Consider the following 12,833-nt stretch of genomic DNA (forward strand, 5'->3'; position numbering starts at 1 on the left):
CGGGGGCGTGAAGGGGGCGCGCGCCGCCGAATTCGCCGTGCCGGGGCCGCCGCGATGGACCCGCCATGCGGCGGGGCGCCCAAGCCGATCGCTTCGCCTCGCGCCGTCGCCCGGACGGACCCGCCCCGCCGGGTTCGCCCCGCCCCGCCCTGCCCGGTCCGTCCGGGCGTTTCGACCACCCCGCGCCGCTTGCCCGGGCGCGCGGGGCCGGCCTTTGCGCGCGGCGCGCGAGAGGGGGTTTGCGTCCGCGCCCGCGGGCGGCGATGTTGGCCGCAACTTGCGCGAATCGGCGCGGCGCGAAGGCTGGAAGGGGGCGGCGATGGCGGCAGGCGGCTCGACGGGGTTTCTGGAAGAGGCGGCGGTATTCCTGGCGGCGGGCGTGGCCTTCGTGCCGATCTTTCGGCGGCTGGGGCTTGGATCGGCGCCGGGCTATCTGGCGGCGGGCATGGTGCTGGGGCCTTACGTCAGCGGCTTCGTGCCCGACGCCGAGATGGTGCTTGGCTTCGCCGAGTTCGGCGTCGTGCTGCTGCTGTTCGTCATCGGGCTCGAGCTGCGGCCCTCGCGACTTTGGCGCATGCGTTCCGAGATCTTCGGCCTGGGGTTGGCGCAGGTGGCGCTGACCGGCGCGCTCATCGCCGGCCTCCTGGCGGCGGCGGGCATGGGCGGGGCGGCGGCGACGGCGGCGGGGCTGGCGCTGGCCCTGTCCTCGACCGCCTTCGCGGTGCAGGTCCTGCGCGAGCGCGGCGACCTGTCGCGGCCCTATGGGCGGCGGGCCTTCGCCATCCTGCTGTTCCAGGACCTGGCCATCGTGCCCATCCTGGCGCTGGTGGCGTTTCTGGCGCCGGGCGCGGGCGGCGCGCCCAGCTGGCAGGGCGCGCTGATCGGGCTTGCGGCGCTGGGCGCGCTGACGCTGGCCGGGCTTTACCTGCTGCAGCCGCTCCTGACCTTCATCGCGCGCAGCCGCGCCGACGAGGTCTTCGGCGCCGCCGCGCTGCTGGTGGTCACGGCCTCGGCGCTGGCCATGCAGGCGGCGGGGCTGTCGATGGCGCTGGGCGCCTTCATCGCCGGCGTGCTGCTGGCCGAGACCGAATACCGCCACCAGCTGGAAAGCGACATCGAACCCTTCCGCGGCCTTTTGCTGGGCCTGTTCTTCATGGGCGTGGGCATGACGATCGACCTTGCCGCGGTGGCCGCCGCCTGGCCCGTCGCCGTCGGCGGGGCGGTCGGGCTGTTCGCGCTCAAGACGGCGTCGATCTACGGGCTGACGCGGCTGTTCGGCTCGTCGCACTTCGACGCCGCGCGCATCGGCGCGACGCTGGGGCAGGGGGGCGAGTTCGGCTTCGTGGTGTTCTCGACCGGCGCCGCCTCGGGACTGTTCGGCCCGTCCGAGGCGTCGATGCTGGCGGCGGCGGCGACGCTGTCCATGCCGCTCACGCCCGTGGCGGTCCGTCTGGCCGAGTTCGCCCGCCCCGCCGAGGACGAATCTCCCGACGGCATGGAAGAGCCCGGCGCCGCGCCGCGCGCGCGCGTCATCATCGCCGGCTTCGGGCGCGTGGGGCAGGTGGTGGCGCGCATCCTGCTGCTGCGCGGGCATGACGTGACGCTGATCGACAACTCGCCGCGGCGCATCCGCATGGCGGGCACGCTGGGCGACAAGGTCTATTACGGCGACGCCACGCGCATCGACGTGCTGCGCAGCGCCGGCGCCGAAGAGGCCTCGATCATCTTCCTGTGCATCGACGACCGCGACGGCGCGCGCCACGCGGTCGAGAAGATCAAGGAGCGCTTTCCCAACGCGGCGGTGCTGGCCGACACCTACGACCGCTTCTCCGAGATCGAGCTGCGCGAGGCCGGCGCCGACGAGGTGGTGCGCGAGACCTTCGAATCCGCCGTCGAGCTGGCCCGCCGCGGCCTGCGCCGCCTTGGCGACGGCGACGTGGTCGAAGAGGTGATCGAGGAATTCCGTCGCCGCGACGCAGAGCTGACGCGCCTGCAGATGGAATACGGCATCGAGGGCGGCCTGCAGAAGATGCGCGACCGCTACGCGGTGGACAAGCTGCCCTGAGCCCGGCCCCGGCCCCGGCCGCCGGGCGCCGCCGTCAGTGCGACAGCAGCACCGGCACGTTCGTCTCGCGCAGGATGGTGCGGGTCGTGCCGCCCATCAGCTCTTCGGCCAGGCGCGGGCGCTGGTAGGCGCCCATGACCAGCAGGTCGGCCTGCTTTTCGGCGCACATGTCGAGGATGGCGCCGGCCACGTCGCCGCCGTTGCGCGGCACGTTGCGCCAGTCGGTCATGATGCCGTGGCGGGCGAGATGGGCGACGATGTCCATGCCCTCGCGCCGCCTGGCCGCGCGGATCTTGCCGACGGTCAGGATCGTGACCACCGAGGCGCGTTCGAGCAGCGGCATCGCATCGGCCAGCGCGCGCGCGGCCGACTTGCCGCCGTCCCACGCCAGAACGGCGCGCTCGCCCACGCGCTCGGCGGCCGGCTCGCGCGGGACGACCAGAACGGGCCGCCCCGAATGCAGCGCCGCCGTGTCGGGGTGGGGGGTCAGATGGGCGATGTCGGGCTCGTCCTCATACTGGCCCATCACCAGGAGGTCGTGATAGCGCGCGGCCTCCATCAGCGTTTCGTCGGCGTCGCCGCCGAGATCGACGAAATGGACCTTGCCCGGCCGCGCGGCGTCCGCCTCGGCGGTGAGCTGGTCGAAGGCGGCGCGAATCTCGGCGCGGCGGGCGGCCTCGTTCTCCTGCATCGTGCGCAGGAGCTCGGGCGTCACCCAGGGGCCCAGCGCCGTGGCGATGCGGCTGGGGCCGTAGCACAGGATGCCGGTCAGATGCGCGTCGTTGCGTTCGGCCATGTTCAGCGCGACGCGCAGCGCCGAGCGCGCCGAGGGCGCGCCGTTGAACGAGACGAGGATGTTCTTGATGCTCATGTCGCCGCTTCCTTCGCATGACGTTCCGCGCGCCGAGGATGAGGCCGCCGCGCCGCGCGCGCCTTGACATATGTCAGCCCCGCGCGGCGATGGGTTGACGGCGGCCCGTTGACTCGGGCGCTGGGGCGATTATAAGCCGCCCATCCCGGCTGCGGTTGCGCAGGCGGGCTCGATCGGCGTTCGCGGCTTTCGCAAGAAAGGCCCTGTCGCCCTTCCGCCGGGAGGGGAGAGGAGAGCGCCCGCATTTTGAAGGACGAAGGAGAAGGCAAGTGACCAAGCGCACTTCCGCCAAATACAAGATCGACCGCCGCATGGGCGAGAACATCTGGGGCCGTCCCAAGTCCCCGGTGAACCGCCGCGAATACGGCCCCGGCCAGCACGGCCAGCGCCGCAAGGGCAAGATGAGCGACTTCGGCACGCAGCTGCGCGCCAAGCAGAAGCTCAAGGGCTATTACGGCGACCTGACCGAGAAGCAGTTCCGCCGCATCTACGCCGAGGCCGAGCGTCGCCGCGGCGACACGGGCGAGAACCTGATCGGCCTGCTCGAGCGCCGTCTCGACGCCGTGGTCTACCGCGCCAAGTTCGTGCCCACGGTCTTCGCCGCGCGCCAGTTCGTCAACCATGGCCACGTCAAGGTCAACGGCAAGCGCGTGAACATCCCCTCCTATCGCGTCAAGGAAGGCGACGTGATCGAGGTGCGCGAGAAGTCCAAGCAGATGGCGCTGGTGCTCGAGGCCGTGCAGTCGGCCGAGCGCGACGTGCCCGAGTATCTCGAGGTCGATCACTCGAAGCTGACCTGCACCTTCCTGCGCACGCCCTCGCTCAGCGACGTGCCCTACCCGGTGCAGATGGAGCCGAACCTGGTCGTCGAGTTCTACGCGCAGAACTGAGCGCGCGCGGCGCAGGCCGCAGCAGCGCAGATCGTCGCAACGATGGGACGGGCCGCGGAATTTCCGCGGCCCGTCTTCGTTCGCGCAGTCGGCAGGCGGCGGCCTGGCGGCGCCTCGGCGGCCGGTGCGCGGGGCGTGCGCACGATGAACCTGCGCGGAACGCGGGGTTGCCAAATATTCATTTATCGAATCGGGCGTTTTGCGGCACTATTTTTGAAATGATGTTATGCATCCCGATTTCAATTCAGGGTCTGTTCAGATCCAATTTCTGGAGTTGTTGTCATGCCTGCTGTGGCCGGCGCGCCTTTGGCGTCGCTTTTCGATGCGATCGACCGTCTGAACCAGACCCTGCCCGGCGACGTTTCGCGATTTGTCGAGCGCCTTGCCGCCACGGATCTGCAAAGCCGCGTCAGCGACGGCGCGATCATCCATACCGGGCGCATCCAGGCGCTTGACGCCGCCGCCGGACGCGACGTCGAATCCTTCGACCTGTCCTTCGGCACGCTCAAGATTCCCCTCGTCACCGCGGGCCTTCCCTTCCGCCTGGCCTTCCGCCGCGCCGCCGTCGCCGGCAGCCTCGAGCCCGGCGCCGCCTCTTGGCAGTTCGACCTGCTCATGGACTCGTTCGAACTGACGCTGAACGGGCTGGTGGCGGCCGATTTCGTCGCCGCCAGCGGAACGACTCCGCGCCACCTGGCCCCGCGCCCGGGCCGCCCGCCCGCCGCCATCGTCGGCGCCGCCGCGCTGCGCTTCGAGCGAAGCGCGGCGAGCCAGCCGGTGGTGGTGCGCCTGATGGACCCGGCGGGCGGCGATCCGTTCGCGCCCGACGCGCCGTCGGGCTTCGTCGCCTCGGTCGCCATGTCGCCGCCTCATGCGCTGGTCGGCTCGTCGCAATTCGGGTTCAGCCTGCGCAACGCGCTGTTCGATTTCTCGCGCACCCATTCGCCCGCCTTCGTGATCGAGCGCGGGCAGTCGGCCGACTGGGTGGGCTTCGCGATCGAAGAGGCGGCGATCTACTGTCCCCGGAACGCGGTCGGCAAGGGGGGCTTCTCGCTGTCGGCGCGCGATCTTCTGATCGGCGATCCGGCCGGGCTTCAGGCCGAGATCGAGGTGCAGTTCGGCGCCTCGCCGCTCAACCCGGCGACGTTCGTCTTCGAGCAGGACGGCGCCGACGTGACCTCGGGCTTCGATTTCGACCGCGGAACCTTGCAGATAAGCGCCGCGGCGGGCGAGGCGGTCGATCTGACCGCGCGCCTGACCGTTCCCGCGCCGCCCGCGGGAAGCGACGTTTCCGATTACGACGCCGAGTTCCAGTTCCCGGGCGCCGCGCCGCAGTCGGGCGACTCGGCTTCGGGGCTTGTGCGCCATGGCGACGTGCTGCGCATCACGCCCATCGAGGTGCTGGGAACCGGCGCCGGGGCGCGGCGCCTGCGCAAACCGGCCTTCGCCGTGCGCATCGTCGCCAGCGGAACCGCGCCCAAGGTGGCCGCCCGGCTGGGCGCGGCGCGGCTCGAGAACGTGGTCGAGCTGAGCGGCTCGGTCGAAGGCGCGGCCGCGGCGACCCTTGCGGCCGAGGCCGACCCGCCCGATCCCGCCGCGCGCTTCGAATGGAGCTGCCCCACCCTCGGCGTCAGCCGCGTCGGCGCCGAGCTGCCGCTGACCTTCGCGCCCGACGCGCGGGGCGTGCACCTGCTGACGGTGCGCCAGCTGGACGCGCAGAGCGGGCCGAGCCGCGTTCGCCTGCACCTGCGCGACCCGGGCGAGGGCGCGACGCTGATCGGCTGCGCGGCGGGCGTGTTCGACGCCGCCGCGCCCGCCGCGCCCACGCCCCCGGACCGCGTGCGGGCGGTCTATGACCTCGAGACCTTCCACGCCCACGGACGGCTCGAGGGCGCGGACGCCTCGGCGACCATCGTCGGCGCCAGGGTGGACGTGCCCGCCGGCGCGCTGGCCCTGGTGGAGCTGAACGAGGGCGGCGCCGCGCCCGTCGAGCGCGAGGATCGCCACATCCAGATCCTGTTCGCGTTCGACTCGGACGATCTGGCGGGCTGGGGCGATGCGCATGCGCCGATCGGGAATGCCGGCTCGGATCAGCACGAGGCGCTGCTCGAGTGGGCGGCGAATTATTCGGGCGACGTGACCTTCGTGGTCATCGGGCGCTGCGACGACGTGGGTTCGGACGCCTACAACGTCGGTCTGGGCCAAAGGCGGGCCGAGAAGGCGGCAAGCCTGCTGCGCACGCCGACCGCGGGCCGCGCGGCGGTTTCGGCGCCGGTTCTGGTCTTGCAGGAGCAGGACCTTTCGGCGCTGCCCGCGGACGCCAGGGCGCTGATCGAGCCGGACGCGGCCGAACGCTCGGGCCGGCTCGTCATGGATCCGGCGATCGTGGACCGCTCGACCTGGCCCCGGAACCCCGACGGCACGGGCGTGCGAGCGAACCCGCCCGACGTCTCGCGCGAGAATGTCCGCAAGCAATACCGGCGGGCCGACATCATCGCCGTGGGCGGCGTCGCGGCTTCCGCCGCGCGGGCCAGGGCCGACGCCGGCGCGGCGCCGACGCAGCGGCTGATCCTGGTTCCGGCCGCCGACCGCACCCCCGCCCCGGCCGACAACGACGCCGCGCGCGCCGATTGCCGCGTCATGCTCAAGCTGGGCTGGGACAGGGCGCGGTTCTCGGGGTGGAAGGATCTGGTCCCCAACCTGGCCGAGTTCGAATACGCCTGGACCCCCGCCCCCGACGACGGCGTCAGCGTCACGGCCGAGGTGCTGACCGTGTTCGGCAAATGGGTCCATGACGAGCTGACCGGCTTCACCGAGTTCCTGATCGGCCTTGGCTCCGAGGGCGACTCCGAGGGGATCGTGGATGTCGAGCAGCCCAACCTCGTGGCCGCGCTGACCTTCGGTCCGATGCTGGCCTCGGGGGTGGATTTCTCGGAGCATGCCGTGGAATCGGGCGTGCGGCTGGCCGCCCTGGCCGGGCTAGCCGCCTTTGCCGGGGCCGATTTCGGCGGCGGCGGGCCGCTGATCGGGGCCGGCTCGCGCACCGCCTTCACCAGGCTGACGGCCAAGGCGCGCACGCGCACCATCGCCGACCCGCTGCGCTCCTACACCGTTCAGCTGCTGGTCGATTACGCGAACACGGTGCATGTGAACGCCGGCGCGCTGGGGCTGCGGACCGACCCCGCGCAGCCGATGAAGATCCGCTATTCGGATGTCGGCGTCGAGTTCGACAACACCGACCCCGACGCGCCGCTGATCGAGAAGATCGGCCTTGCGCAAAGCTCGAAGTCCATGTCGATCGAGGATTCGGGACTGTGGCGCATCGACGGCCCGCTGGGCCGCCTGCTGCGCGTGACCGAGTTCAAGATGGGCACGGGCTCGCTGTGGTTCGAGCCGACGCTGGCCGTGGCCATCGACGTCGGCGTGGTCGAGATCTCCGAGGCCGCCTTCCGCGTCACCTTCCGCACCGACGATGCGGGCCGGCTTTCCGGCGCGCCCGAGTTCAGCCTGCGCGGGTTGACGGCCCGCGCCGACATTCCCGGCGCGCTCAAGGGCGAGGGGCGCATCCGCATCGAGGAGGGCGGGCTGCTGCGCGCCGGCGTCGATGCGACGCTGATCCCGATCCAGACCCGCGCCAGCGTGGCGCTGGCGGCGGGCGTGCCCGACGACCCGCCCGATTTCGCGCCCTCGCTGTTTCTGAGCCTCTACGGCAAGGTCCAGTTCCCCGGCGGCATTCCGCTGGGTCCGCTGCCCCTGGCCATTCACGGCTTCGTCGGACAGACCGTCGTGAACGGCGCGCGCGCGACGGATGCGGTCGAGGACGTGGTCGCGCGCGAGCTGGGCTGGTGGCGCAAGGCGCCCGAGCGCAAATACGCGCCGGCCAAGGGCGCCCATGCGCTGGGCCTTGGCGCGGTGGTGGGCACGCTGCCCGACGCCTCGTTCTCGTTCGCGGCGACGGGCATGGTGGTGGTGGCCTTCCCGGACGTCGAGGTGATCTTCGGCGTCGAGGTCTCGATCCTGTCGCTGCCCGACACCACCGCCAGGGAGAAGAAGGAGGGCGACTCGGCCGCCATCGCCGGGCTGGTCGTGGTGAACGAGCAGGCGGCGACGGTCGCCGTCTCGGCCGCGTGGTCGATCGACAAGCTGCTCGAGCTGAAGGTCCCCTTCGCCGCCCATTTCCCGCATGACGGCAAGGGCTATGTGCGCATCGGCTCGGATGGCGGCCCCGGCCGCGCGGGCGAGCCGGTCACCATCACCTTCCTGCCCGACATCCTGAACGTGAAGGTCTGGGCCTTCCTGATGATCGAGGGCGGCGGCCTGCCGGCTTTCGGCCCGAACCGGGACTGGAACTTCGACGGCTTTTCCATCGGCTTCGGCGCCGGCGCGACGCTCGAGTGGAAGGCGGGCAAGTTCGGGCTGTCGGTGTCCGGCGCGATTTATGTCGGGATGGGAACGGACCCGCTGTTCATCAAGGGCGGCATGTATCTGCGCGGCACGCTGGATCTGGTGGTGGTGTCGGCCACGGTCGATGCGGCGGCGGTGGTCAGCTATCTGGACCCGCCCGACTCCGGCGCCGTCGCCGCCATCGAGGAGGCGCGCTTCTGCGCCTCGGTCGATTTGTTCTTCTTCACCGTCGAGGGCTGCGTGACGCTCAGCTTCGGCGCAAGCCCCCCGATCGCCGCGCCCGCGCCGCCGCCGCCGATCGCCTCGGTCAGCCTGACCGACCGCCTCAACCGCGTCGCCGGCGAGGCGACCGAGGGCGCGCCCGAGGGGCGGCCGATCTACGATTTCGTCGAGATCGACGGCGTCATGCGCAACCAGGGCGCCGAGCCCGCGCGCAACAACACCGTCTGGCCCGACACCGTGCCGGTGATCAACTTCCGCCATTTCATCGCCGACGCCATGCCCTCGGGCGGGCAGTTCGACCCCGGCGCCCAGCCGGCGGGCGAGCCCTGGTTCGGCTCGAACCGCCTGCGCTACGCCTACCGGCTGACGGGCCTGCGCCTGGTGCGCGACGCGGACGGAACCCCGGTGGCCGATCCCTCGGGCGCGCCGCTTCTGTCGGCCTGGACCCACACCCCCGCGCGGCCGGCGGACGACGCCTCGGCGCAGGCGCCCTCGGGGGCCGAGGCGACGCATCTGCAGCTGCTCAACCGCGAGCCCTGGGCCTGGGCGCAATCCACCGCCCAGGGGGGCGCTGGCCAGCCGGGCGACCCGGCCGGGGTCGTCGAGCGCGTGTGCGAGCGCATTCCCGCCCCGCGCCCGGCTTGCCTGCGCGGCGCCGATGCGCGCATCCTCGGCCCGACGGCGGCGCGTCTGCGCCGCGCCGCGCCGGCGCCCGGCCCCTATCCGAGCGGCTTTCAGGGCGTGGCGCGCGCCTATCTGCCCCTTGGCTCCGACGAGGCGACGGGCGCCGATCTGGCGGCGCTGGTCAACGCCACCGGCGCGGTGCTGCAAGAGGGCGCCATGCGCGCCGCCCCCGCGGCGGTTCTGGCCGACGGCCCCGCCGACCGGGCCTACCGCCTGCCGCGCGCGATGCGCGTGGGCGAAGGCGGCCCGACCGCCACCGCGCTGCCCTGGCGCATCGAGCTGGACCGCGCGGTGCGCGACGGCGCGCTGACGCTGCTGGTGTGCGAGGATGCGCCCCGCCCCGAGGGCGGCGACGAGGACGCCGCCTGCTACCGCTTCGAGGACCTGACCCCGGGCGCCCAGGCCGAACGGTTCGACCTGCCGCCCTTCGTCATCAGCGCCCTTCAGCGCGCGAACGTGGCGCGGCGCAACCTGCTGCGCGCGAGAGACCGCATCGACCTGAGCAACGTCGCCGATCCGCGCCCGGGCGCCGACGGCGGCGCCGAGGTCGAGGTGAGCGACCCCGGCGCGGTCATCGCCTTCAAGCGCCCGTGCCGCGATCTGGAGCTGCTGTGGTTCAAGCCCTCGGACGGGCGCGTGATCCTGCGCGCAAGCCATGCCGACGGCTCGGTCGAGGAGCGCGTCTTCGACACGCCCAGCGCGCGCCCCGCCATGGCGCGGCTGACCTCGCAAGGCGGGATCGTCGCGGTCGAGATGCTCACCGACGGCGTCAAGGCCTTCCAGCTGCTGCGCGTGTGCTGCCGCGCGCCGGTCGCCCCCGCGCCCGAGACCGGGCGCGCCTGCGTCGATTTCGCCGCCCTGCGCCATGATGAGGTCGCGCGCGCGAAATTCACCCATGACGGCGTGCGTTTCGAGGCCCTGAACCCGCGCGAGCGTTTCGCGCTGAGCGACCGGGTGGATGCGCGCGGCGCGCCCGCCCGCCGTGGCGTCGACGGCGCGGCCGAGCTGATGCTGCCGCCCGGCGGCGTCCGCGTGACCCTGCCGCGCGGATGCGGCGCGGTCGAGCTGTCGGTGATGCTGGGCGCCGCCGCCGTCAAGGCCACGGGCTTCGACGCGGGCGGGGATCCGGTGGCGCAGGCGTTGTCGCCCGAAGGGCAGGATGTCGAGCACGTCCTGACCCTCTCGGGACGGGCGCCCATCGTCTCGGTCGTCATCGAGGGCGGCTCGGGCGAGGCGTTCCTGTTCCGCCTGTGCTGTCTTGCGGGCGGGGCCGAGGCGTCGCCGGTCTGCGTCGATCTGGACGACCTGCCGCGCGAGCTGGACGGCGCGCCGGAAATCGCGCGCGAGGGGCTGCGCATCCGCCCGCTGGCGCGCGGCCACGGGCTGAAGCTGACCGACATGGCCGAGCGCCCCGCGCGGCAAGGCGAGCCGCCGCGCCCCGGCCGCGACGGCCGCGCCGAGCTGCTGATCCCCGATCCGGGGCTGGAGCTGACCCTGGCCGAGGGCTGCGCGGATCTCGAGCTGACGGTGCTGCTCATGGGCGCGCCGGTCAAGGCGATCGGCTTCGACGCCGCCGGCGCCCGCGCGGCGCAGGCCGTGGCCGAGGGCGCCGGGCGCGTTCATGTCCTGCGTCTGAGCGCGGGCGCGCCCATCAAGCGCGTGGCGCTGGCCGGCGGCGCGAACGAGGCGGCGCTGTTGCGCGTGTGCTGCCGCGCGGGGCCCATCGCGCCGCCGATGAACCGCTGCGTGACGCTGGGCAAGCTGAAGCTGCCCGAGCCGGCGGCCGAGGCCGTCTTCGAGGGCCTGACTCTGCGCGACCCCGACGGACGGGCGACGCTGCGCAGCGCCCTGGCGCGCGGCGCGCGGGCGGGCGGGCTCGGCTTCGGGGCCAGGGGGCTCGAGATCGCGCTTGGCCGCGCCGCCTCGCTGGCGCGTCTGCGGCTGCGGGTGCGCCCTGGAGCGGCCTACCGCATCGACGCCTTCGACTCCGAGGGGCGGCGCGTGGCGGGCGAGGGCGGGCGCGCCGCCGGCCCGGATCTGCGCGCGACCCTGCGCGGCGAGCGCATCGCGCGCCTGCTGGTGCGGGTCAAGGGCGCGGCGGCGCTGGTCGAGATCTGCCTGCGCGAAACCGGGCCCGCCGGCGCGGCGCCCGAACCGGCCGCCGACGCCGGCGCCGGGCCGCTCATGCCCGAGGTGCTCGGCCGTGCGCCGGACGGCGCCGAGGGCGCATGGGCCGCGCAGCTCGTGTCCTCGCACCGGCGCCCGGACGGCGGCGCGTGCTATGTGGTGCGCTACCGCATGCCCGACGCGCCCGAAGCCGTGACGCAGATCCGCGTGAAGGCGCGCAAGGCCGGGCAGGACATCGCCTTCGTCGGCCTGTGCGCCGTGGACGACCGCGCCGCGCGGTGGCGGGCGGCCGATCAGGACACGCGCGACGAGGTCGCCGACCAGATCGAAAGCGCCGACCCGATCGGCGCCGGCCGTCCGGTGATCCTCGACCCCGACACGGTCTATCGGATCGAGGCGGACTGGGAATACCAGGCCTGGCTGAGCGAGGACGAGGACGTCCAGCCCCCCGCCGCGCCGACCGGCGCCTGGACGCCCGGCGGCACGCAAAGCTTCCGCTTCCGCACCGCCGCCGAACCCGCCGCCCTGCCTGCCCGCCAGGACGGCCCCAACGAGCACATCTTCGACCCGCGCGACATCGACCGCATGTTGACGGCCAGCGCGCCGCAGACCGGCGACATCGCGCATTTCACGCGCGATCCGGTGGTCTTCCACTTCGCGCATGATCACGTCGCCGACCTTCTGGCGCGCTACGGCCGCGAGCTGCGCATCGAGCTGCGCCGCACCGATCCTCCGCCGCGGCCGGGCGGTTCGCTGTCCGGCGCCGCCGCCCAGGCGCTGGCGGGCGCGGTGCGTCGGGCGGGCGCGCCGCTCGAGCTGCTCACCCCCGCCGAGCGCGCCGTCGTCGAGGCCGCCCGCGCCGCGCCCTGCCTGACCAACCGCCGCCCGGCAGGGGGCGTGTCGCTGGCGGGGACCTATCCGCTCGAGCCCGACGTCTTCCACGACGCCGAGCTGTGGGCCGCGCGCATCGCCGATCCGGCCGATCGCGCGCTGGTGACGGCGGCGAATTTCCGCACCTCGCGCTACGCCGATCCGGCGCAGATGATCGCGGCGCTGGGCTGCGCGACCGACGGCTCGGTCGCCCCGGTCCCGGCCGAGGAGCTGATCCTCGAGGACGGCGCCAGCCCGCCCCCCGCGGCGGCCGAGGCCCCCTCGGACCGGCTGTTCGATCAGGCCATGGCCGGGATGGGCCTGGGCGAGCTGGGCCTGCCGCGCGGGCGCGCGCGCCTGTTCCAGATCTGGAGCGTGGAGGGCGGCGCCCCGCGCACCGTCGCCTTCCTGGTCGATGCGCTCGAGCCGCTCAACCGCAAGGCGCATGTCCTGGCGGGCGACGAGGTGGCCCTGGTCGACCGCTGCCGGCTCACGGGCGGGCGCCATGGCGGCGTCGCGCTGATCGTGGCGCGCATCAACCGCAACGCCACGCGCGCGCTGCTGCTGCCCGAGGCGCCGATCCCGCCCGAGGCGGACCCGGCGGGCTTCGGCCTGTTCTTCGAGACCAGCGACGGCGCGCTGACGGGGCGGCGGCAGATGCGCGCGCGCCCGCTGACCTTCGATCTGGAGGGCTTCTGAC

Annotated in this window: 4 protein-coding genes; 3 read left to right on the forward strand and 1 reads right to left on the reverse strand. The window is 73.3% G+C overall.

Annotation, left to right across the window (positions count from 1 at the left end; all coding sequences use genetic code 11):
* The first annotated feature begins 319 nt into the window (after positions 1-319).
* Positions 320-2,065: a monovalent cation:proton antiporter-2 (CPA2) family protein gene (locus tag LY05_RS12415; RefSeq protein ID WP_170258998.1), complete on the forward strand. Its 1,746-nt coding sequence runs from the start codon at positions 320-322 to the stop codon at positions 2,063-2,065.
* 34 nt (positions 2,066-2,099) lie between these two features.
* On the opposite strand, the gene LY05_RS12420 is transcribed toward LY05_RS12415, so the two are convergent.
* Positions 2,100-2,936 (reverse strand): universal stress protein, encoded by an 837-nt coding sequence (locus tag LY05_RS12420; RefSeq protein WP_072748043.1) that lies wholly within the window; start codon positions 2,934-2,936, stop codon positions 2,100-2,102.
* Between the two features lie 269 nt (positions 2,937-3,205).
* On the opposite strand from LY05_RS12420, the gene rpsD reads away from it, so the two are divergent.
* The gene (gene rpsD, locus LY05_RS12425; protein WP_072748042.1) at positions 3,206-3,826 is read left to right on the forward strand and encodes a 30S ribosomal protein S4; all 621 of its coding nucleotides are present in this window, start codon (positions 3,206-3,208) and stop codon (positions 3,824-3,826) included.
* Between the two features lie 282 nt (positions 3,827-4,108).
* A complete protein-coding gene (locus tag LY05_RS12430; protein ID WP_148923371.1) occupies positions 4,109-12,832 on the forward strand; it encodes an OmpA family protein in 8,724 nt (2,907 codons plus the stop codon).
* Position 12,833 lies beyond the last annotated feature (1 nt).

The organism is Oceanicella actignis, assembly GCF_008124525.1.
Taxonomy (GTDB): domain Bacteria; phylum Pseudomonadota; class Alphaproteobacteria; order Rhodobacterales; family Rhodobacteraceae; genus Oceanicella; species Oceanicella actignis.